The organism is Bradyrhizobium sp. Ghvi, assembly GCF_900115265.1.
Taxonomy (GTDB): Bacteria; Pseudomonadota; Alphaproteobacteria; order Rhizobiales; family Xanthobacteraceae; genus Bradyrhizobium.
In genome coordinates this window covers 413265-434654 of record NZ_FOVU01000005.1, presented here as the reverse complement: position 1 = coordinate 434654, position 21390 = coordinate 413265, and the positions used below count along the sequence as shown (strand labels likewise).

19 protein-coding genes are annotated in these 21390 nt (G+C 64.1%); 12 read left to right on the top strand and 7 right to left on the bottom strand.

The features are described from left to right. Positions 1 to 21: 21 nt before the first annotated feature. From BM374_RS21285 to BM374_RS21275, 3 genes are read right to left on the bottom strand one after another with little or no spacing between them, the layout of a single operon-like run. On the bottom strand, positions 22 to 1572 hold the full coding sequence (locus BM374_RS21285) for a WS/DGAT/MGAT family O-acyltransferase (RefSeq protein ID WP_092295969.1): 1551 nt from the start codon (positions 1570 to 1572) through the stop codon (positions 22 to 24). 48 nt (positions 1573 to 1620) lie between these two features. Continuing rightward, entirely contained in the window at positions 1621 to 2421 is an 801-nt protein-coding gene (locus BM374_RS21280; protein ID WP_092295966.1) for an esterase/lipase family protein, read from the bottom strand. Continuing rightward, positions 2421 to 2678, bottom strand: coding sequence for a DUF6489 family protein (locus BM374_RS21275; protein ID WP_092295962.1), 258 nt, complete (start codon positions 2676 to 2678; stop codon positions 2421 to 2423). The genes BM374_RS21280 and BM374_RS21275 overlap by 1 nt, the downstream gene beginning before the upstream one ends. Positions 2679 to 2983: 305 nt before the next feature. On the opposite strand from BM374_RS21275, the gene BM374_RS21270 reads away from it, so the two are divergent. From BM374_RS21270 to BM374_RS21215, 12 genes are all read left to right on the top strand, one after another. Then, the gene (locus tag BM374_RS21270) at positions 2984 to 4585 is read left to right on the top strand and encodes an ABC transporter substrate-binding protein (protein WP_092295959.1); all 1602 of its coding nucleotides are present in this window, start codon (positions 2984 to 2986) and stop codon (positions 4583 to 4585) included. 115 nt (positions 4586 to 4700) lie between these two features. Then, positions 4701 to 5681, top strand: coding sequence for an ABC transporter permease (locus tag BM374_RS21265; RefSeq protein WP_092295956.1), 981 nt, complete (start codon positions 4701 to 4703; stop codon positions 5679 to 5681). A gap of 1 nt (position 5682) precedes the next feature. Then, a complete protein-coding gene (locus BM374_RS21260) occupies positions 5683 to 6645 on the top strand; it encodes an ABC transporter permease (protein ID WP_092295953.1) in 963 nt (320 codons plus the stop codon). 13 nt (positions 6646 to 6658) lie between these two features. After that, complete coding sequence (locus BM374_RS21255; RefSeq protein ID WP_092295950.1) at positions 6659 to 7645, top strand: ABC transporter ATP-binding protein; 987 nt, start codon at positions 6659 to 6661, stop codon at positions 7643 to 7645. Next, positions 7642 to 8631, top strand: coding sequence for an ABC transporter ATP-binding protein (locus BM374_RS21250; RefSeq protein ID WP_092295947.1), 990 nt, complete (start codon positions 7642 to 7644; stop codon positions 8629 to 8631). Before BM374_RS21255 ends, BM374_RS21250 begins: the two co-directional genes overlap by 4 nt. Positions 8632 to 8712: 81 nt before the next feature. Further along, entirely contained in the window at positions 8713 to 10518 is a 1806-nt protein-coding gene (locus BM374_RS21245) for a gamma-glutamyltransferase family protein (RefSeq protein WP_092295944.1), read from the top strand. Positions 10519 to 10527: 9 nt separating this feature from the next. Continuing rightward, positions 10528 to 11238 carry a DUF1028 domain-containing protein gene (locus BM374_RS21240; protein ID WP_092295941.1) on the top strand — a complete coding sequence of 237 codons (711 nt, stop codon included), beginning with the start codon at positions 10528 to 10530 and terminating at the stop codon, positions 11236 to 11238. After that, positions 11235 to 12224, top strand: a complete 990-nt coding sequence (locus BM374_RS21235) for an ABC transporter ATP-binding protein (RefSeq protein ID WP_092295938.1) — start codon at positions 11235 to 11237, stop codon at positions 12222 to 12224. The genes BM374_RS21240 and BM374_RS21235 overlap by 4 nt, the downstream gene beginning before the upstream one ends. A 178-nt stretch (positions 12225 to 12402) precedes the next feature. Then, entirely contained in the window at positions 12403 to 13509 is a 1107-nt protein-coding gene (locus BM374_RS21230; protein ID WP_177248478.1) for an ABC transporter ATP-binding protein, read from the top strand. 22 nt (positions 13510 to 13531) lie between these two features. Then, the gene (locus BM374_RS21225; protein ID WP_092295932.1) at positions 13532 to 15040 is read left to right on the top strand and encodes an ABC transporter substrate-binding protein; all 1509 of its coding nucleotides are present in this window, start codon (positions 13532 to 13534) and stop codon (positions 15038 to 15040) included. Between the two features lie 10 nt (positions 15041 to 15050). Next, complete coding sequence (locus BM374_RS21220; RefSeq protein ID WP_092295929.1) at positions 15051 to 15992, top strand: ABC transporter permease; 942 nt, start codon at positions 15051 to 15053, stop codon at positions 15990 to 15992. A 5-nt stretch (positions 15993 to 15997) separates the two neighbouring features. Continuing rightward, positions 15998 to 16882 (top strand): ABC transporter permease, encoded by an 885-nt coding sequence (locus BM374_RS21215; RefSeq protein WP_092295926.1) that lies wholly within the window; start codon positions 15998 to 16000, stop codon positions 16880 to 16882. Here the strand turns inward: BM374_RS21215 and cnbZ are convergent. The 4 genes from cnbZ to BM374_RS21195 are packed head-to-tail and all read right to left on the bottom strand — an operon-like array spanning position 16879 to position 21337. Then, entirely contained in the window at positions 16879 to 17622 is a 744-nt protein-coding gene (cnbZ, locus tag BM374_RS21210; protein WP_092295923.1) for a 2-amino-5-chloromuconate deaminase CnbZ, read from the bottom strand. The two genes, BM374_RS21215 and cnbZ, sit on opposite strands and share 4 nt — an antisense overlap. A gap of 9 nt (positions 17623 to 17631) precedes the next feature. Then, positions 17632 to 18882 (bottom strand): adenylate/guanylate cyclase domain-containing protein, encoded by a 1251-nt coding sequence (locus tag BM374_RS21205; RefSeq protein ID WP_092295920.1) that lies wholly within the window; start codon positions 18880 to 18882, stop codon positions 17632 to 17634. Next, the gene (locus tag BM374_RS21200; protein ID WP_092295917.1) at positions 18879 to 19268 is read right to left on the bottom strand and encodes a response regulator; all 390 of its coding nucleotides are present in this window, start codon (positions 19266 to 19268) and stop codon (positions 18879 to 18881) included. Before BM374_RS21200 ends, BM374_RS21205 begins: the two co-directional genes overlap by 4 nt. Next, on the bottom strand, positions 19265 to 21337 hold the full coding sequence (locus tag BM374_RS21195; RefSeq protein ID WP_092295915.1) for a sensor histidine kinase: 2073 nt from the start codon (positions 21335 to 21337) through the stop codon (positions 19265 to 19267). Before BM374_RS21195 ends, BM374_RS21200 begins: the two co-directional genes overlap by 4 nt. Between the last annotated feature and the right edge of the window lie 53 nt (positions 21338 to 21390).

Here is a 21390-nt window from a genome sequence, read left to right as displayed (position 1 = left end):
CGATGATCCTGACAAAGCTTGCTATTCAGCCGCGCCTTTGATGTCCGTCGCCGGCGGCGCATAGGCCGCTTCGAGCGCGGCAAATTCCTCCGGCAGCATGTCGCACATCACCTGCACGTGCGGAATGATGTTGGCGCCGACGATGAAGCCGAAGTCGAGCTGGTCGCGGTAGCTCTGCACGGTGATGTTGAGCGCCTGCCCGTGCGTCGAGATCGACACCGGAAAGATGTGCAAAAGCTCGGCGCCGGCAGCGTACAGCGTCTGCCGCGGCCCCGGCACGTTGGACACCGTGATGTTCGCTGCCGGCGGCAGCACGTCCGACAGGTTGGAGCGGCTGTAGAGCAGCGCCAGGATCTGCACCATGATGGGCGCGCCCAGCATCGAAATGTTGGAGACCTGAGGCATCAGGGCGCGAAGCGGATGCGACATCTCCTTAGACTTGGTCGATTGCGCAATGATCGCCTCCAGTCGCGCCTTAGGATCCTCGACGTTGGTCGCGATCGAGCAGATCATGCCGAACACCTGGTTGTTGGCCTCGGTGTTGCCCTCCTCGCGCAGCGAGATCGGCACGGCGGCGGTCAGGGATTTCGCCGGCAACGTGCCATATTGCTGAAGATAGCGGCGGACGACGCCCGAGGCGAGCGCCAGCACGACGTCGTTGAGCTTGCCGCCGGCCTGCTTGGCTAGCGCCTTGGCCCGCGAGAGCGAGATCGACACACCGGCAAAGCTCCGCTCCGATGAAATCGTCTTGTTGAGCATGGTCGGCGGCGACACCATGCTCGCGAGGCTCTCGCGCGATTTGGGATCGGCGATCTTGCCGAGCACGTCGGACACGCTCTTGAGCACGGTCGGGATATTGCCGGCAAAGCGCACCGCGCTCTCGATCTGGTACATTGCATTGTCGAACAGGATCGAGCCGATGTCGCTCTTGCCGGTGCGCGGCAGTTGCAGGTTTTTCGCGGCCGCCGAGGCATCGAGCGGCTGGCTGAACAGCTGCTGATAGGAATCGAGCAGGTTCGCGGCGATGTCGCGCGGCTCCTGGCCAGGCTTCGATCCGCCCGTCGGCGGCTCGACCTTCCGCGGGATCGGCGAGATATCGTAGATCATGTTGGTCAGCGCCGCACCGGCGCCGCCATCGATGGCGGCGTGGTGCATCTTGGAATAGAGCCCGACCTCGTTGTCCTTCATGCCCTCGAACACGTAGAACTCCCACAGCGGGCGGGCGCGATTCAGGAGTTTTGCGTGCATCCAGCCGACGATGCGCTCGAGCGTGGCACGGTCGCGCGGCTGCGGCAGGCTGGCGCGGAAGATGTGACGGTCGATGTCGAATTGATCGTCCTCGACCCAGCTCGGATGATCGATATCGAGCGGCGCCTTCTCCAGCCGCGCCTTGAGGATCGGCGCGATATGCAGCCGCGAGACGATCATCGCCTTGAAGTCTTCGAAGAAATCGCCCTTGTAGTCGTCGGGCAGGCGAAAGATCGCCATGCTGCCGACGTGCATCGGCATCTCAGGCGTTTCCAGATACAAAAACGATGCGTCCAGCGACGACAGCTTCTTACCGTCAGCCATAGTTCCCTCCCGAACAATTTGACGGGCGCTCTTGGACGGCGCTGCTCGTCAGACCGATACTGCCCGCTCTGGCGGGGCATATGCAATGGCAAACGGCCCTGCCCGATCAAATGGCCAGAACTCCCCTTCCGGTTGGGCCAGGCGGTCCGCCACGGCCCACAACGCTGCAGGGTTGACGCCGAGCCCGACATGGCTCGCGAGATACACCTCGATGTTCTCCGCTCGGCCCGACGGGTGCAGCAGGCAAGTCCGCCAGTTCACGACACCGTCACCGCGCGAATAGATCGAGGTCGCCGGCACCGGAAGTTCGCCGGCGATCGCCTCGCGCAGTTCGGCGAAATCCTCGACCCGCTCGCCGGAGAACGCCTCGTAGAGTGCCGTCGCATTGGTCGCCCGCACGTCGTTGGCAAACGGACTACCGAGCGTGATGACGTAGCGGACCATGTCGGGCGCCTGGAGCGCGAGATCGCGAGCGTAGACGCCGCCGAGACTCCATCCGACCAGACTGACTTTTCGTCGGCTTGCGCCGTGGATTTCGGCGAGGCGGGCGCGCAGACCTTCGCGCATCCGCGCCAGTCCACCGAGATTGCGGCCCATCCGCCAGGCATGGGTCTCATAGCCGAGCTCACCGAGATAGCGCCGCATCGGCGCCATCGAGAGATCGCTGGCGAGAAATCCAGGCAGCGCCAGCACCGGATGGCCATCGCCCCTGGGTGCACGCATCAGGAGCGGCGACAGCAGGAGGCTGGCGTTGAATTCGAACAGAGCGCGTGTCTCCGCGAGCAACAGGCCGAGGCCCGGCGGACGAAGCCGACCCGGGCCCGGCACCCCGTCGCGCGTATCAGGCATTACTTCTTCTTGTCGCCGCCGCGCGGGCTGCCGAGACCGGCCATGGTCACGAACATGTCCTGAAACCGCTCCGCGATCTTGGGATCGAAGGTGAACCAGCTCTGGATCAGCGATTCCGGCGAGACCTTCTCGATGTTGCTCAGGACCTGCTGCTGGAGCTTGTCCATCACCGCGGTTTGCATCGGCGCCACATCAGGCAACCCGAAGAATTGGCGGGCTTCGAGGGGGGTGCAGTCGATTTCGATATTAACTTTCATATCCCCTCCAGACGAGATTCGAGCGGCCTGGTGGCAGTATCGCCGCGAGTTGTGGTGCGACGCAAGCGACCTGATGCGGGCGCCGCCATGGCCCATCCGGCAATCGGCTGATATGGTCAACCAAGGTCGAAAATGGCGGTGCTCCATGCGGGGCCGCACGGTCAGCATTGCTGCACAGCGGTGCAACTTGGCGCGTTCCTTGCTGGAATGGCGCTTGCACGGGTCGAGAACTCTGGGCAACATGGATCGATCAGCCCCACCGAACAATCAAAAATCACGGCGCGGGCGAGTGGAGAGGGTCAAGAATGTCAGTCGGACGAAGTTTATTTGCGGCGACGCTCGCCGGTGTGCTTACGTTGGCAGTTTCGCCGGCGTCGAGCCAGACGCTGCGCTACGCCAACCAGGGTGAGCTGAAGTCGCTCGATCCCTACACACTGAATGAATCGACCACCAGTGCGCATCTCGGGCACGTCTATGAGGGCCTGGTTGCCCGCGGCAAGGACCTGAAGATCATCCCGGCGCTCGCCGAAAGCTGGGAGACGCCGGAGCCGACGCGCTGGCGCTTTCACCTGCGCAAGGGCGTGAAATTCCACAACGGCGATCCTTTCACCGCTGACGACGTGGTGTTCTCGGCCGAGCGCGTGCGGGCAAAAGGCTCGAATTTCCTCAGCCGCCTGCCTGCTGACGCCAAGGTCGTCAAGGTCGACGACTACACCGTCGATTTCATCCTGACCTCGCCCAATCCCATCCTGACGGCGCTGTGGGCGACCTGGTACATCATGGACAAGAAATGGGCAGAGGCGAACGACGCGGTGGCACCCACCCCGGCCGCCGCCACGACTCCGAGTTACGCCTCGCTTCATGAAAACGGCACCGGCCCTTTCACCATCGAGAGCCATCAGCCCGGCGTGAAGACCGTCTTCAAGGCCAACCCGAACTGGTGGGGCAAGCCAGAGCACAATCTGAAGGAGATCATCTTCACGCCGATCGCCAACCCCGCCACGCGTGTTGCGGCGCTATTGTCAGGCGAGGTCGACGTGATCGAGCCGGTTCCGGTCCAAGACATCGAGCGTGTCAAAGCGAGCCCCAATGCCACCGTGCTGACAGGGCCTGAGCTCCGCACCATCTTCGTCGGCATGGACCAGGCGCGCGACGAGCTCTTGTACTCCAACGTCAAGGGCAAGAACCCGTTCAAGGACGTTCGCGTCCGCGAAGCCGTCTACCGGGCGATCGACGTCGACTTGATCAAGAATCGCGTCATGCGCGGGCTGTCCACGCCGTCCGCATTGATGGTCGCACCGGAGATATTTTCGCTCTCGAAGGACTTCACCCGGCCGAAGTTCGACCCCGATGCCGCCAAGAAGCTCCTCGCGGATGCCGGCTATGCGGACGGCTTCGAGGTGACGATGGATTGCCCGAACGACCGCTACGTCAATGACGCCGCGATCTGTCAGGCCATCGTCGGCATGCTCGCCCGCATCAACATCAAGGTGGACCTGCTGGCGCAACCCAAGGCCCAGTATTTCGCCAAGGTGCTGAAGCCCGGCGGCTACAAGACCTCGCTGTTCATGCTGGGCTGGACCCCGGATACGCTCGATTCCCACAACGTGCTGCACGACATCATGGGCTGTCGGGACGATCCCAAGGATCCCAACCGCGGCGAAGCCAACCTCGCCGGCTATTGCAACAAGCAGTTCGACGAGCTCGCCGACAAGGTTCTGGTGGAATCTGATACGGTCAAGCGCGATCAGCTGATCAAGCAGGCCTTCGAGCTCTCGATGAAGGATTGGGCCTATGTCCCACTGCACCAGCAGGCCCTCGCCTGGGGCGTGTCGAAGAAGGTGAAGCTGACCCAGCGTGCAGACAACATGGTCATGCTCTACTGGGCGACCAAGCAGGACGAGTAGGTGTCCACATCTTGTTGAGTCCCGGAAGCCATCGCTTTCAAGATCTGGCTTCCGGGACTTGCTGTTTCGGGCTAACGCGATGATGCGTGCTGCTGAAGACATGTGAAAGGAACAGATGCTCGCTTTCACACTGCGTCGGGCCATCCAGGCTATCGGCGTCATGATCGCCGTCGGAATCATCGCGTTCTCGATGTTCCGATTTGCCGGGGATCCCGTAAACCAGATGGTCGGGATGGACACGTCGGGTGCCGAACGCGCCGCGATCCGCAAATCGCTCGGCCTCGACGACCCCGTGGTCGTACAGTTTGGCCGCTATATCGGGAACGCCGCGCAGTTCAAGTTCGGCGTGTCCTATCAGTTCCGGCTGCCGGTCACGAATCTGCTGGTGGAGCGGATGCCCGCGACGCTGGAGCTCGCGATCTGCGCCACCATCTTCGCGATGGTCAGCGGCATCCTGATGGGCGTCTATTCGGCGCTGCGCCGCGACAGCTGGCTCGCTCATCTATTCCAAGCCGTCTCCCTGATCGGCATCTCGCTGCCGACCTTCCTGATCGGCGTTCTCATGATCTACCTGTTCTCGGTGACCCTCGGCTGGTTGCCTTCGTTCGGGCGTGGCGACGTCGTGCATATCGGTTGGTGGACCACCGGCCTGCTGACGGTCTCCGGCTTGAAAGCGTTGATCATGCCCGCGATCACACTTGGCCTGTTCCAGATGACGCTGATTATGCGCCTCGTCCGCGCGGAGATGCTGGAAGTGATGCGGACGGACTATATCCGCTTTGCCCGAGCCAGGGGCCTGACCACGCGCGCGATCCATTTCGGCCATGCGCTACGCAACACGTTGGTCCCCGTGATCACCGTGGCAGGCCTGCAGTTTGGCTCGGTCATTGCTTTCGCGATCATCACCGAGACCGTTTTCCAGTGGCCGGGCATGGGACTCCTGTTCGTGCAGGCCGTTCAGAACGTCGATATCCCGATCATGGCGGCCTATTTGATGATGGTGTCGCTGATCTTCGTCACCATCAATCTCGTCGTTGATATCCTCTATACCATCGTCGATCCGCGGTTGCGCTCGACGGTCAGCCGGGCGCACTGACATGAGCGAAGCCGTCGTTCCCCACACGACAGAAAAGCGCGCTGCGGCCGCGCCCGGCTGGTTCCGGCGCGCGCTCGACAGCGACCTGTTCTATTCGTTCCGCCGTTCCAAGATCACCATGATCGCAGCCGGCGTGACGCTGCTGTTCTTCCTTCTCGCGATCTTCGCCTCCGTGCTGTCGGTGCAAAATCCATTCGATCCGGCGCAGCTCCAGTTGATGAATTCGCGCATCTCACCGATCTGGACCGCCGACGGCCAGAGCCCGTTCCTGCTCGGCACCGACGAGCAGGGCCGCGACGTGCTGTCTGCGATCCTCTATGGCCTGCGCATCTCGCTGCTGGTCGGCGTGCTCGGCGTCGTGCTCTCCGGGGCGATCGGCATCCTGCTTGGGTTGACAGCCGGCTATTTCGGCGGCGCCGTGGATGGATTGATCATGCGCGTCGCAGACGTGCAGCTCTCCTTCCCGGCCATCCTGATCGCGCTCTTGATCAACGGCATCGCCAAATCGGTTTTTGGCAACAAGCTCGACGAGATGAGCATGCTCGCGGTCCTGGTCTTCGCGATCGGCCTGAGCTTTTGGGTGCAGTACGCGCGCACGGTGCGCGGCTCGGTCCTGGTCGAGAAGAACAAGGATTATGTCGCCGCCGCCCAATTGATCGGCCTGCCCGCCCCTGTGATCATGCTGCGCCACGTGCTGCCGAACACCACCGGGCCGATCCTCGTGATCGCCACCATCAACCTTGCGCTTGCCATCATCACCGAGGCAACGCTGTCGTTCCTCGGCTCGGGCATGCCCGAGACCATGCCGTCGCTCGGCACGCTGATCCGTATCGGCAACGGTTATCTGTTCGCAGGCGAATGGTGGATCGTCGCCTTCCCTGGAATCGCGCTCGCCGCGTTGATCCTGTCGATCAACCTGCTCGGCGACTGGCTGCGCGACGCCCTCAACCCCAAACTCCGATGAGCATGCAGCGTTCATGACCGAACCCGTCCTCTCCGTGCGCAATCTCCAGGTCGAGTTCGCCTCTCGCCGCGGTACGCTGCGCGCCATCAACGGCGTCTCCTTTGATATCGCCAAGGGCGAGGTCCTCGGCGTGGTCGGCGAATCCGGCGCCGGCAAATCCGTCACCGGACTCTCGGTGATCGGCCTGATCGATCCACCCGGCCGCATCGCGGGCGGAGAGATCCATCTCGCGGGCCTGCGCATCGACAATCTGCCGCCGGAGGAAATGCGCCGCATCCGCGGAAAACGCATCGGCATGATCTTCCAGGATCCCCTCACCTCGCTCAATCCGCTGTACAAGGTCGGCGACCAGATCGTGGAGACGATCCGGACCCACCTCAATCTGTCCGAACAGGCAGCGCGCCGCCGCGCTATCGACCTGCTCGCCGAAGTCGGCATCCCTGCCCCCGAAAAACGCATTGACGGATATCCGCACGAATTCTCCGGCGGCATGCGCCAGCGCGTTGTGATTGCGCTCGCGATCTGCGCCGAGCCGGAGCTGATCATCGCCGACGAGCCGACCACCGCACTCGACGTCTCGGTACAGGCGCAGATCATCTCGCTCATCAAGCGGCTCGGGCGTGACCACGGCACCGCCGTGATGCTGGTGACGCACGACATGGGCGTGATCGCGGAAACCTCCGATCGCGTCGCGGTGATGTATGCCGGCCGCGTCGCCGAGATCGGACCGGTGCAGGACGTCGTGCGTAACCCGCTGCATCCCTATGCCAAGGGCCTGATGGGCGCGATCCCGACTCTTGCCGGCGACGACAAGCGCCTCGTGCAGATTCCCGGCTCCATGCCGCGTCTCTCCGCGATCCCGCGCGGCTGCTCGTTCAATCCGCGCTGCGCTTTCGCTTTTGATCGTTGCCGTGCCGAACGACCAGAGCCCCTGGCGCGTGGCACACAATCGGTCGCCTGCCATCTCTACGATACCGCGCCGGCGGAGACCGCGGCATGAGCACGCCTTTCGTCCAGGCTACAAACCTGCGCCGCGTCTTCGATGTTTCGAAACCCTGGCTCAATCGCGTGCTTGAAGGCGGGCAGCTCGAATATCTCAAAGCTGTCGATCACGTCAGCTTCGACATCAAGAAGGGCGAGACGTTTGCGCTGGTCGGCGAGTCCGGCTCGGGCAAGACCACGGTGGCGCGCATGGTGGTCGGCCTGTTGCCGCCGAGCTCCGGGGACGTCCTGATCGACGGCGTTTCGATGACCGACCCGCGGCAAGGCCAGGCGCGCCGAAAGCTGCGTCGTCGCATCCAGATGATCTTTCAGGATCCCTATGCCAGCCTGAACCCGCGTTTCCGCGTCGATGCCATCATCTCCGAGCCGATCCGCGCCTTCGATCTGATCCAGGGCGAGCGTGACATCCAGGCCCGCGTTGGCGAGCTGCTCAGCCTCGTCGGCCTGCATCCCGACGACCGGCTGAAGTTTCCGCACGAATTCTCCGGCGGCCAGCGTCAGCGCATCGCGATCGCGCGAGCCCTCGCCTCCGACGCCGAGTTTATCGTCTGCGACGAGCCGACGTCGGCGCTCGACGTGTCCGTGCAGGCACAGATCCTGAACCTGATGCGCGACCTCCAGGACAAGTTCGGGCTGACCTACATGTTCATCAGCCACAACCTCGCCGTGGTCCGCCACATGGCGAGCCGGGTTGGAGTGATGTATCTCGGCCGGATCGTGGAGATCGCGGAAGGGCGCGAACTGTTCGCCAGTCCCCGCATGCCCTACACCAAGATGCTGCTGGGCGCCGTGCCCGATCTCGCCATGAGTGGCCGCCAGCGCATTCCGGTGAAGGGCGAGATCCCGAACCCGATCAATCCACCGCCCGGCTGCGCCTTCAACCCGCGCTGCCCGCTGGCGTTTGATCTTTGCCGCAAGGAAGCGCCGGAACTGATCGACGGCGTCGCCTGCCACGCCGTAAACACCGCATCGGTCCCGGCGTGACGCGCGCGTGCCATGCTGGCAGCGCATTGGCGGCACGGCATCGCCTGTGATCAATTGCGCGCGCCGCAAATGAGGTAACCCATGGCCAGCAATGTCAATCCCGATCCCTTCACGACGCGCCCGGAGATCGAGGGCACATTCGGGGTTGTCGCGACCACGCACTGGATCGCGACCGCGGTCGGCATGGCCATCCTGGAAAAGGGCGGCAACGCCTTCGACGCCGGCGTCGCTACCGCCTTCACGCTTCAGGTGGTCGAACCGCATCTGAACGGCCCCGGCGGCGATGTGCCCATCATCGTGCATGACGTGAAACGCGGCCGCACCGAGGTGATCTGCGGTCAGGGCCCGGCCCCGGCGCGGGCCACCATTGCGCACTACAAGAGCGAAGGTCTCGACATGGTGCCCGGGACCGGCCTGCTCGCCGCCTGCGTCCCCGGCACCTTCGAATCCTGGATGATGCTCTTGCGCGACTACGGCACCATGCGCGTGCGCGACGTGCTGGAACCCGCGATCTCCTACGCGCGCGACGGCTACCCACTGGTCGAGCGCGCCTGCGCCACGATCCAGACCGTCGAGCAATTGTTCCGCAAGCATTGGCCGACCTCCGCAGCCGTCTACCTGCCGAATGGCGAGGTGCCGAAGCCCGGTTCGATCTTTACCAATAAGACGTTGGCCGCGACCTATACCCGTATCCTCAGCGAGGCCGAGAGCGGTGGCGGTGGTCGCGACGCCGAGATCGAGCGTGCGCGCAAAGCTTGGTCGCAAGGGTTTGTCGCGGAAGCCATCGACGGATTCTGCCGAACCCAGGAAGTCATGGACGTCAGCGGCTCGCCGCATCGCGGCGTGCTTTCCGCCGACGACATGGCGCGCTGGCTGCCGACGGTCGAAGCGCCGCTGACCTACGACTATGGCCGTTACACCGTCTGCAAAGCCGGCGTCTGGAGCCAGGGGCCGGTGACGCTGCAGCAGCTCGCGCTGTTGAAGGGATTTTCGCTCGGCGGGCTCGACCCGACCGGGCCGGAATTCATCCATCTCCAGATCGAATGCGCAAAACTCGCGTTCGCCGATCGCGAAAAATTCTACGGCGATCCAAAGTTCTCCGACATCCCGATCGCGACGCTGTTGTCGGATGCCTATAACGACCAGCGCCGCAAGCTGGTCACCGACAAGGCCTCGCTCGATTTCGTACCCGGCACGGTCGAAGGCTTCGGCGGCGTGGTCAATCTGCGCCGTGCCGAAGGTCAGCGCGAAGCAGTCGGCGCCCTCGGAGCAGGTGAGCCGACGGTCGGCCGCTTCGGCGAAGTGCGCGGCGATACCGTGCATTTCGACATCATCGACAAGGCCGGCAATATGGTGTCCTCGACGCCATCGGGCGGCTGGCTGCAATCCTCACCGATCATTCCGGAACTCGGCTTTTGCCTGGGCAGCCGCGCTCAGATGTTCTGGCTGGAGGAAAATCATCCCGCTGCGCTCGCGCCGGGTAAGCGGCCGCGCACGACACTGTCGCCGACCATGGCGTTGCGCGACGGCGAGCCGTATCTCGCCTGGGGCTCACCCGGAGGCGACCAGCAGGACCAGTGGATCACGCAGTTCTTCCTGCGTCACGTGCACTGCAATCTCAATCTTCAGGAAGCGATCGACGCGCCGGCTTGGCATTCCGAGCACTTCCCGATCTCATTCTGGCCGCGCACGGCACGTCCCGGCGTGCTCGTAGTCGAGAACCGTGTGCCCAAGGCGACGATCGAGAATCTTCGCGAGCGCGGACACATCGTCGAAATCGGCCCCGATTGGTCGGAGGGCCGCCTCACCGCGGCCTCACGCGTCGGGGTACGCCGGCGCGCCGCCGCCAATCCGCGCGGCATGCAGGGCTACGCCGCGGGACGCTAAGAGCAGCACATGACCTGGTCGATCATCGCGCGAGACCCTGCCACCGGCCAGTTTGGCATTGCGGTAGCTACGCGCTTCTTCGCCGTCGGCGCCCGTGTGCCCTACATCGCGGCTGGCTTCGGTGCGATCGCGACCCAGGCCCTCGTCAATCCCTATTACGGCATCGACGGCGTCAAGCTGCTGCGCGACGGCCTGAACGCGCATGACGTGCTCGCTGCGCTTCTGGCGAGCGACGAGGGCCGCGAGAGCCGCCAGGTCCACATCATGGATGCCAGCGGCGCGATTGCCGCACACACCGGTCGCGATTGCGTCGACTGGTGCGGGCATATCGCCGGCAGCGGCTTTTCGATCGCCGGCAACATGCTCGCAGGGCCCGACGTGCTCGCCGAAACCGCGAAGACCTACCTCGCCAATGACAGCCTTCCCTTCCCGCGACGCCTGCTCACGGCCATGCGCGGGGGCGAAGCCGCGGGCGGTGACAAGCGCGGCAAGCAGTCTGCGGCGCTGTTGATTCATGGCGAGGAGGAATGGCCCGCGCTGGACATCCGCGCCGACGATCATGCCGATCCACTTGGCGAACTCGAACGGCTCGAACGCGTCAGCCACGAGCTCTGGGTCCACTTCCGCGCCTCCATGCCGACGCGGCAGAAGCCGGCCGGCAACACTGACCGCAGCGTCATCGAGGCCAGCATCAAAGCGGCGCAGGCAAGACAGGCATGACCGCGAGCCCTCTCATTGAGATCAAGGATCTACGCATCCGCTTTCACGGCGACGACAGCCGCATCACCCACGCGGTCGACGGCGTCGATCTCAGCGTTGCCAATGGCGCGACGCTCGGTCTGGTCGGCGAATCCGGCTGCGGCAAGAGCGTGACCTCGCTGGCAATCATGGGGCTGCTGCCGAGGCGGACGACGGAGATATCAGGCGCGATCCGCTTCGACGGTTTCGACCTGCTGAAGACGGCGGACCAGACCCTGGGGGACCTGCGCGGCAACCGGCTCGCGATGATTTTTCAGGAACCGATGACGTCGCTCAACCCGAGCTTTACGATCGGCGACCAGATCACCGAGACCATTTTGCGGCACCGTGGCGGCTCGCGGAAGGGCGCGCGCGAGCGCGCAATTGAGCTGCTGCGTCGCGTCCACATCCCTTCGCCCGAGCGGCGGATCGACGAATATCCGCACAAGCTCTCCGGCGGCATGCGCCAGCGCGTGATGATCGCGATGGCGTTGGCCTGCGATCCGCAGCTCCTGATCGCCGATGAACCCACGACCGCGCTCGACGTCACGCTACAGGCCCAGATCCTGGAGCTGATGCGCGAGTTGAAAGCCGCGAGCGGCGCCGCGATCATCTTGATCACTCATGACCTTGGGGTCGTCGCCGAGGTCTGCGACGAAGTCGCAGTGATGTATGCAGGGGAGATCGTCGAGCGCGCGCCGGTCGATGAGCTGTTCTCCGCGCCTCAGCATCCCTACACCGTCGGCCTGCTCGGCTCGATCCCGCGCCTCGACCATCGCGCCGAGCGGCTTGCGACGATCGAAGGCATGGTCCCGAATATGGCCCGGCCACCCGCGGGTTGTCGCTTCGCCGCGCGCTGCCCGTTCGTGCTTGAGGCCTGCACCAAGGCGCGGCCACCGCTGGTGGAGGTCGGCCCCGGCCACGTCACGCGCTGCATCCGCGCGCCGCTCGAACTCCTGGTGTCGTGATGCCGTTGTCCTCTCCGCTCGTGCCCCGGGCGCGGTGCAGCACAAGCGAAGCGCGGTGGTGCACCGCTGAACCGGGGCCCATGCGGCGGCAATCTGGGTCCCGGTTCAGCGTCGCAACACTTCGTGCTGCGCCGCGCCCGGGACACAAGACCGATATTCGCAAGGAGCAGAAGCGGTGATGGCACTGCTCGAGGTCGAGGGCCTGGTCAAGCACTTCGTCGCCGAACGCTCGTTGCTTGGTCGGGCACGGTCGCATGTCAAAGCCGTCGATGGCGTGTCCTTTTCGCTCGAGGCCGGCAAGACCCTCGCGTTGGTCGGCGAGTCCGGTTGCGGCAAATCGACCGTCAGCCGCCTGGTGCTGCGGCTGATCGAGCCCGATGCAGGCAGCGTGCGGTTCGACGGCCGCGACCTGCTCTCGCTTGATGCCGACGCGCTCCGAAAATTCCGCCGCGAAGCGCAGATCATCTTTCAGGACCCTTATGCCTCGCTCAACCCGCGCATGACCGTCGGCCAGATCCTGACTGAGCCGCTGGCGCTGCACGATCTCGTACCGACCGCGCAACGCCGTGAGCGGGTTGCGGAACTGCTGCGGCTGGTCGGGCTGGAACCGCCGCTGGCCCGGCGCTATCCTCACGAGTTCTCCGGCGGTCAGCGCCAGCGCATTGCCATCGCGCGCGCCCTCGCGGTCGAGCCGAAGCTGATCATCTGCGACGAGCCGGTCTCGGCGCTCGACGTCTCGATCCGCTCGCAGATCCTCAACCTCCTGCGCGAGCTGCAGGACCGGCTTGGGCTGGCCTACATTTTCGTGTCGCACGACCTCGCGGTGGTCAAGCATATCGCCGACCGCGTTGCGGTGATGAATCTCGGCTGCATCGTAGAGGAGGCCGATGCCGACGAGTTGTTCGCCCGGCCCGGTCACCCCTATAGCCGCGCGCTGCTGTCCGCGATCCCACTGCCGCAGCCTCACGCCAAGCGCGCCAAGGTCGTGCTGCAAGGCGAGATCCCGAGCGCGCTGAATCCTCCGGCCGGCTGTCGCTTCCACACCCGCTGTCCCTTCGTGATCGACCGTTGCCGCACCGAAGCGCCGGCGCTGACGGCCGATCGCGCAGGCCACGCCACCGCCTGCCATCGCGTCAACGAGCTTCCGCCGGCCGACACCATCCTGCCTGCAGCGGGCGGATTCACCCCAGCGCTGGCAAAATTAGTCGCGGCTTTCAGCCGAAAGACGGAAGGCGCGAGCCCGGCTGGTGTTGGTATACAGAGTACAAGGCCTACACCGACCTAGCCGGAGCAATGGGGACTGTCCGATGAAGATGTTTCGCCTGGCCGCAACGGCCGCCGCATTCCTGCTGTCGCTTGGCGCCGCCCACGCTCAGACCACGCTGCGCATTGGTCTTGCCGAGGACCCCGACATCCTCGATCCCTCCATGGCGCGCACCTATGTCGGCCGCATCGTGTTCGCCGCGTTCTGCGATAAGCTGTTCGACATCGACGAAAAGCTCAACATCGTGCCCCAGCTCGCCCTGTCGAGCGAAACGGTCGATGAGGGCAAGGGTCTCGTCATCAAGCTGCGGCCCGGCGTGAAATTCCACGACGGCGAGCCGTTCGATGCGGAAGCCGCCAAATTCTCGCTGGAGCGCCACCTGACGCTTCCTGGCTCGTTCCGCAAGCCGGAGCTAGCCTCGGTCGACCACATCGATATCGTCGATCCCCTCACCATCAAGCTGGTGCTGAAGTCGCCATTCTCGCCGCTGCTCGCCCAGCTCACCGACCGCGCCGGCATGATGGTCTCGCCGAAAGCAGCCAAGGAAGCCGGCGACAAGTTCGGCCTGCATCCGGTCTGCGCCGGCCCGTACAAGTTCGTCGAGCGCGTGCAGCAGGACCGCATCGTGTTCGAGAAATTCGCGGACTACTGGAACAAGGACAACGTCTTCATCGACAAGATCGTGTTCCAGCCCATCGTCGACGCCACGGTGCGGCTGGCGAACCTGAAATCGGGCGGCCTCGATCTGATCGAGCGCGTGCTCGCGACGGATTTGAAGGAGGTGCGCGCGGATCCACGACTGAAGGTCGCCACCGCCATCGAGCTCGGCTATCAGGGCATCACGCTCAACATCGGCAAGGACAAGGCCAATGGGCCGCTCAGCCAATCCGCCAAGGTACGGCAGGCGCTCGACCTCGCGATCGACCGCGAGGCGATCAACCAGGTCGTGTTCAACGGCGAGTTTCAGGTCGGCAATCAATGGGTCAATCCCGATCACCCCTACTACCAGAAATCACTTCCGGTCCGCGGGCGCGACGTGGAGAAAGCCAAGGCGCTGCTGAAGGAAGCCGGCGTGAAGCCGCCGGTCAGCGTCGATTTCCTGGTGCCGAAAGGCGCCGAAAACGAAACACCGGCGCAGGTGATCCAGTCGATGGCCGCAGAAGCCGGGTTCGACATGAAGATCCGCCTCACCGAGTTCGCGACCGGGCTCAAGCAGGCCGAGGCCGGCGATTATCAGGCCTTCTGGCTCGCCTGGAGCGGCCGCATCGATCCCGACGGCAACACCTTTATCTTCCTGCACAGTGGCGCGCCCCAGAATTACGGCGATTGGACCAATGCTCAGGCCGACAAGGCGCTGGAAGACGCGCGGCTCGTGACCGATTTCACCAAACGCAAGGCCAGCTACGAGACGCTCGCGAAGCTGGTCCAGGATGAGGAACCCATCCTTTATCTCTACCACCGCCGTATCATCATCGCGCATACGACGAAGCTGGAAGGCTACAAGCAGATGCCGGACGGACTCGTGCGCGTCGTCGGCCTCAAGCTGAAGTGATGCCACAGGGATGCTGAACTTCCTCGCCCGCCGGCTTGCCCAGATCGTGCCGACACTGTTCTTCGTTTCGGTATTGATTTTCTCACTGCAGCAATTGCTGCCGGGCGATCCCGCGCTGGTGATGGCCGGCGAGGAGCGCGATCCCAATGTGATCGAGCAGATCCGGCACCAGTACCGGCTGGATCGGCCGGTGCCTGTGCAATACGCCTACTGGATCAAGGGCGTGCTCTCAGGCGATTTCGGCGAGTCGCTGCGCAACAAGATGCCGGTGCGCGAACTGATCGCGCAGAAGCTGCCGGTGACGTTGCAGCTCGGTTCGATGGCCATCATCATCGCGTTCCTGATCGGCATTCCCGCTGGAATTATCGCAGCCGTGAAGAAAGGAACAGCGTGGGACTATGGCGCCAATTTCTTCGCGCTGTGGGGCATCTCGACGCCGAATTTCTGGCTCGGCATCATGCTGATCTTCCTGTTCTCGATCGAGCTCGGCTGGCTGCCGGCCTCAGGCTATGTGCCGCTGACCGAGAACTGGCGCGCAAGCCTTGCCGCCACCATCATGCCGGCCTTCGTGCTCGGCAACGCCATTGCCGCGGTCCTGATGCGTCATACCCGCAGCGCCATGCTGCAGGTGCTGGAAAGCGATTATGTGCGCACCGCGCGCGCCAAAGGCCTGTCCGAGCGGACGGTCATCCTCAAGCATGCCATGCGCAATGCGCTGACGCCGATCATCACACTCGGCGCGCTCGAGCTCGGCACGCTGCTGTCGGGTGCCGTGCTGACCGAGCAGATCTTCTCGATTCCCGGCTTCGGCAAGCTGATCGTGGACGCCGTATTCAATCGCGACTATGCCGTCGTGCAGGGCGTGGTGCTGGTGACCGCCACGATCTACATCACGCTCAATCTGGTTGCCGACGTCGCCTACATCCTGGTCAATCCAAGGCTGCGGGGCTGATTGCCATGACCGATGCCGCCTTGTCTGGCCCGCATGTGCAAGCCGACGAGCTGGACAGCCCGGCGCGCCGCGCGCGGCGGCGGCTGTTCAAGCGCAAGGCAGCGGTGTTTGGGCTCATCGTGCTCACGATGTTCATCTTTGTTGCAGTCCTGGCACCACTCATCGTGCCCTACGATCCCATCGCGACGAGCTGGAGCCTGGTGCGCAAGCCGCCCACGGCCGCGCACTGGTTCGGCACTGACGAGCTCGGCCGCGACATCCTGAGCCGCATCGTCTACGGCGCTCGCGCCTCGCTGCTGGCCGGCCTGATCTCGGTCGCGATCGCGCTTGGCATCGGCGTGCCGCTCGGCCTGCTCGCCGGCTATCGCGGCGGCTTCGTCGATGCGCTGATCAGCCGGATCACCGATGCCATGCTGGCCTGTCCGTTCCTGATCCTGGCGATTGCACTGGCGGCGTTTCTCGGTCCGAGCCTTGGCAATGCCATGATCGCGATCGGCATTTCAGCGACGCCGGTCTTCATCCGCCTGACGCGCGGGCAGGTGCTGAGCGTCAAGGCCGAGGACTATGTCGAGGCGGCACGTGCACTCGGCAATCCGCCTTGGCGGATCGCGTTCTCGCACATCCTGCCGAACATCCTGCCCGCACTGCTGGTCCAGGCAACGCTGTCGATCGCCGCAGCCATCATCGCGGAAGCCGCCCTGTCGTTCCTCGGCCTCGGGCAACAGCCGCCGGCACCATCCTGGGGCAGCATGCTCAATGCGGCGCAACGCTTCCTGACCCAGGCGCCCTGGATGGCGATCTGGCCGGGGCTGGCCATCTTCCTCGTGGTGCTGTCGCTGAACCTGCTCGGCGACGGCCTGCGCGACGCGCTGGACCCGCGCCAGCGTTAGATGACCACCTCGCGCATCACCCGGCGGCAATCCATCTCGTATTCGAGGTCGACCACGGGCGGTCGCGCGAAGTGGCAGGTCAGGCCGGAACGCAGCGCGCCGCGACGAACCAGCTCGTCGGCCAAAGCGTGGTGGAAATCGCGGATCGAATAGGCTTGCACGCCCGTGGTGTCCTTCCAGCCAAAGCCGAACGCCGCCATCCGGCCTTCCATCTGCGAGGTCGTGAACCGAACCTTCTCGCGAAGTCCGTCCGGACTGAGATCGCGGTAGCGCACGGTACGTTCCACATAGCTGCCGCCGCCCTCCCGCGCTTCAGCGCCGCCGGCGATCACGAAGGTGGGCGTCGTCGCACGCGTCGGGCGGGTGAAGGAGAACGCATAAAACGACGGTTCCGAGGGCGGATCGATCTCGGGGCAGACATTACTGCGCGCCACCGGATTGGTGGTGCCGTCGAAGATGCCCCACTCTGACAGAGTTTTCACGTAATGCAGATTGAAGGTACGAAAACCTTCCTCGGTGAAGGCCGCGGGCGAGCGCAGCTCGCAGGCGCAGAAGGCCGTCAGCGGGCGCCCCGCCTCCTGGATGAACTTCGCTGCGAGCGCAAATCCCTCGGCGAGCGGCACGAGACGGTCGAACCGGACACGCTCGATCTCGTAATCATCGTCCGCGACGGCACCAGCCGAATATTGGAACACCGACGGAATGAAACGATAGTTGCCGGCGGCGAATGCTTGCGTCATGGCGGCCTCCTATTCCAGTTGCATCCGGACGCCTTTGGCGCCGTTGAGCAGACGCTTCAGGTGAAAGCCGGCCAGGGGATCGTCGGCATGCATGCCGACCAGCGCGGCAAAGGCGGGCATGGCGGCGGCATCGCCAGCCTCCATCTTGGCGAAGGCCTCGGAATAGAGCGCAGTTGCCGGCGCCTCGAATTTGGCCTGTGGCAGCGGCTCAAAGGCGCGCAAGGCTTCGCGGCGCCCGCGCAGCACCAATTCGCCGACGGGGCGCCCCTGAAAATTCCCAGCCCTCTCGGCAACGCTGGAGCTGACGCAAATCCTCGTACCCAAGTGCTTGTTGGCGGCCTCCAGCCGTGCCGCGGTGTTGATCGTGTCGCCGTAGGCGGTGTAGTCGAAGAAGCGGTTGCCGCCGAAATTGCCGACCAGCGCCGGTCCGGCGTGAATGCCGATCCTTGTGGTGCCGAAGTTCACGCCCCTCGCCTTCTGGCGCGCGCAAAAATCCTGCGCCCAATGATCGAGGTCGTGCGCACAGGCGACGGCACGCGTCGCGTAATCCGGCTGATCACCCGGTGCATTGAACAGCACCTGGATTGCATCGCCGATGATCTTGGCGACCGTCCCCTCATGCGCGAACACCACTTCGGTCATCCCGCCCACATACTCGTTGAGGAGCTCCCCGAGCGTCTCGGGCGCCGCGCTCTCGACCAGCGACGTGAAGCCGGTGATGTCGGTGAAAATGGTCGCGACATCGCGCCATTGGACTGCGATTCCCTCGCCCTCACCACCTGCCGCCAGACGCTTGGCGAGTTCAGGTGAGAAATGGCGCGACAGCGCCGCATGCGCGCGCTCGGCTTCCATCTGGCGCCGCCGCACCTCGCGAAGCATCTCGATGTGACGAACGGTCTTCTGGATCGTGGCTTCAAGGTCGAGGAAGTCGATCGGCTTGGTCAGAAAGTCGAACGCGCCGCGGTTCATGGCGGTGCGGATGTTGCTCATGTCACCATAGGCGGACACGATGATGGTCGACTTCTTGTCCTCCGCCTCCTGGAGCTTCGCGAGCAGCGACAGCCCGTCCATGCGCGGCATGTTGATGTCCGAAACCACGAGGTCGACAAGCGGGTTCTGCTCGATCGATTCCAGCGCCTCGACGCCATCGCGCGCGAAGATGAAGTTGACCAGCCCATCGCGGATCTGCCTGCGGAACTTTTGCAGGATCAGCGCTTCCAGGTCCGGCTCGTCGTCAACGAAGAGGATGGTCGGAATCATGCCGCCTGCTCGAGCCTCGTGTCGATCTCCTGGCGCAACAGGGCAAAATCGATCGGCTTGGTGAGGAGCCCTGTGGCGCCGCCTTCGATCGCCTTCCGGCGCGTCTCGACGTCGCCATACGCCGTGATCATGATGACCGGGACATGCGGATGCTCGGCGCGCACCTTGGGCAGCATGTCGAGCCCGCTCATGCCGGGCATGTTGATATCGGACAGGATCAGGATCAGCGAAGGATCCCGCACCTCGGCCGCGCGCTTGATCGCATCGGGCGCCGAGAGCGCGAATTCCATATGGAAGCGGCCGGCGCGCAGATCGCGCCGGAACTGTTGCCGGAACAGAGCCTCGACATCGGGCTCGTCATCGACGACCAGAATGTAAACGTTCAAGTCTTCCCTCCGGAAGGACCGCCAGCCGCCATCGCGCGCGGCAGGGTGATGATGAATTCAGTGAATACACCGGGTTCTGTGTTCACGGCGATCGTGCCGCCGTGCTGTTTCACGACGATGTCGTGGCTCATGGAGAGGCCGAGGCCGGTTCCCTCGCCGGCCGGTTTGGTGGTGAAGAAGGGATTGAACATCTTCTCCCTCACCTCCTGCGGAATACCCGTCCCGTTGTCACGGATGCGGATCTCCACCCTGCCACCGAGATTCTTCGTCGCGGCCCTCAAGGTCGGCTCGAACCCTTCTGCGGCACTCTCCTTGCGTTTGGCTGCCGCATAGAAGCCGTTCGAGATCAGATTGAGGAAGACGCGGGTAATTTCCTGCGGGTAGATGTCGGCCATACCAGCGGTCGGATCGAGGTCGCGCTCGAGCGTCACATTGAATGATGGCCTTTCGGCGCGCGCGCCGTGATAGGCCAGATTGAGGCTCTCCTCGACGATCGCATTGACCTCGGTGGCGCGATGCTCGCCGGAGCCTTGGCGTGAATGCAGCAGCATGTTCTTGACGATGGAATCGGCGCGCTTGCCGTGCTGCACCACCTTCTCCAGGTTTCCGCGCAGCATTCCGGTCAGCTCGTCAACCTCGTTCTTCGTCTTGCCGTCGAGAGTAGCCGTTTGCAGAACCTCGTTGAGCTCGTCGATCAGCTCGGTCGAAACCGAGGAGAAATTGTTGACGAAGTTGAGCGGGTTCTTGATTTCGTGGGCAATGCCCGCCGTGAGCTGGCCGAGCGATGCCAGCTTCTCGGTCTGAACCAGGCGGTCCTGTGCCGCGCGCAGATCGTCGAGGGATTGCCTCAGTTCTGCGGTCCGCTGCTCGACCTTGTGTTCCAGGTCGGCGTAGGATTCCTGCAAGCGCTCGCCCATGTGGTTGAACTGGTTCGCGAGCTCCTCGAGTTCGTCGCCGGTCTTGATCGAGATGCGCTGGGCGAAATCGCCTCCGCCAATGCGCATCGCGCCCGTGCGTAGCGCCTGGATCGGGCCGACCATGCGGCGCGCGAGGAAAATTCCGGCAAGCACCGCGAAGATCGATGCTCCAAGCAGGACAATCGCGAGCCGCTCCAGCGAGGCATAGAGCGCGGCATAAGCCTCCTCGACCGGCAGCTCGACGAACATCGTCCAGCCGAGCGGGCTGATCGGCGCCGACGTCGTCAGAACCTTCTGTCCCTGGATGTTGGTCGCTTCCTGCAAAGCATCCGGCATCGCACCGCCGCCAGCCAGCGCGGCGCGCACTTGCGCCAGGCCGGACAGGTCCGTATTGCGCAGCACCAGGCTGATATCGGGATGCGCGATCAGGCGCCCCTCCGGGCCGACCACATAGGCGTGTCCGTGCTCGCCGACCTTGATCTGGGACACGACGTCCCAAATCAGCTTCAGATTCACCTCCGCGATACTGACACCGGCATCCTTTCTGGCGCCGGCAAGCGCCAGCGTCATGTACGGCTCCGACTCGCGGCGGAAATAGACCGGCCCGTAATAGATCTTGTGCGCAACGGCCTGGGTAAATTTGGGATCGTCCGACAGGTCGATGCCGCTGTCGACCGCATCCATCGCCAACCGCGAGACACGAAGGCGCTCCCTTCCGGTCGCGTCGACCTGGGCGAGTTCGGTGATCGCCGGCACCTGACGCAGAAGCCGCAGCGCGTCGAACCGGCGCGGCTCGATCGAGGATTGGTCGGTTTTGTCCGGCTGGCGGACCGCCGGCCACGGCAGTTGCGTGGTCCAGCCCAGCTGACTCTCGATCTCCTTGACGAACTGGCTGATCTTCGCCGCGGCCGCCTCAGCCTGCTCGTGCTGGACCCGGATCAGCGCGGCCTTGTGCTCCCGATAATAGAAGAAGACCTCGAACAGCCCATTGGCCAGCAGGGCGACGGCGACCACAGCCACGAACAACGCGACATATTTGGTGAACAGCCGGGTTCTGATGCCCCCTCCCATCTCCTCGGACAGGACGCCGTCCCCTGCCGTACGTGGCAGGGTCCCGGTTTGCGGGGTGTCGGAATGGACGGAAATGCTCATTCCTTCAAGCCTAGCAAGAAGGCCGAACCTTGTCTTCCGCCGCAGCGGACAGG

Bases quoted from the DNA above. Each gene is read 5' to 3' on its own strand.
- BM374_RS21225 (WP_092295932.1), top strand. From the start codon at position 13,532: ATGAAGATGTTTCGCCTGGCCGCAACGGCCGCCGCATTCCTGCTGTCG.
- BM374_RS21280 (WP_092295966.1), bottom strand. From the start codon at position 2,421: ATGCCTGATACGCGCGACGGGGTGCCGGGCCCGGGTCGGCTTCGTCCG.
- BM374_RS21195 (WP_092295915.1), bottom strand. From the start codon at position 21,337: ATGAGCATTTCCGTCCATTCCGACACCCCGCAAACCGGGACCCTGCCA.
- BM374_RS21260 (WP_092295953.1), top strand. From the start codon at position 5,683: ATGAGCGAAGCCGTCGTTCCCCACACGACAGAAAAGCGCGCTGCGGCC.
- BM374_RS21220 (WP_092295929.1), top strand. From the start codon at position 15,051: ATGCTGAACTTCCTCGCCCGCCGGCTTGCCCAGATCGTGCCGACACTG.
- cnbZ (WP_092295923.1), bottom strand. From the start codon at position 17,622: ATGACGCAAGCATTCGCCGCCGGCAACTATCGTTTCATTCCGTCGGTG.
- BM374_RS21250 (WP_092295947.1), top strand. From the start codon at position 7,642: ATGAGCACGCCTTTCGTCCAGGCTACAAACCTGCGCCGCGTCTTCGAT.
- BM374_RS21275 (WP_092295962.1), bottom strand. From the start codon at position 2,678: ATGAAAGTTAATATCGAAATCGACTGCACCCCCCTCGAAGCCCGCCAA.
- BM374_RS21285 (WP_092295969.1), bottom strand. From the start codon at position 1,572: ATGGCTGACGGTAAGAAGCTGTCGTCGCTGGACGCATCGTTTTTGTAT.
- BM374_RS21215 (WP_092295926.1), top strand. From the start codon at position 15,998: ATGACCGATGCCGCCTTGTCTGGCCCGCATGTGCAAGCCGACGAGCTG.
- BM374_RS21230 (WP_177248478.1), top strand. From the start codon at position 12,403: ATGGCACTGCTCGAGGTCGAGGGCCTGGTCAAGCACTTCGTCGCCGAA.
- BM374_RS21240 (WP_092295941.1), top strand. From the start codon at position 10,528: ATGACCTGGTCGATCATCGCGCGAGACCCTGCCACCGGCCAGTTTGGC.
- BM374_RS21205 (WP_092295920.1), bottom strand. From the start codon at position 18,882: ATGATTCCGACCATCCTCTTCGTTGACGACGAGCCGGACCTGGAAGCG.
- BM374_RS21270 (WP_092295959.1), top strand. From the start codon at position 2,984: ATGTCAGTCGGACGAAGTTTATTTGCGGCGACGCTCGCCGGTGTGCTT.
- BM374_RS21255 (WP_092295950.1), top strand. From the start codon at position 6,659: ATGACCGAACCCGTCCTCTCCGTGCGCAATCTCCAGGTCGAGTTCGCC.
- BM374_RS21245 (WP_092295944.1), top strand. From the start codon at position 8,713: ATGGCCAGCAATGTCAATCCCGATCCCTTCACGACGCGCCCGGAGATC.
- BM374_RS21265 (WP_092295956.1), top strand. From the start codon at position 4,701: ATGCTCGCTTTCACACTGCGTCGGGCCATCCAGGCTATCGGCGTCATG.
- BM374_RS21235 (WP_092295938.1), top strand. From the start codon at position 11,235: ATGACCGCGAGCCCTCTCATTGAGATCAAGGATCTACGCATCCGCTTT.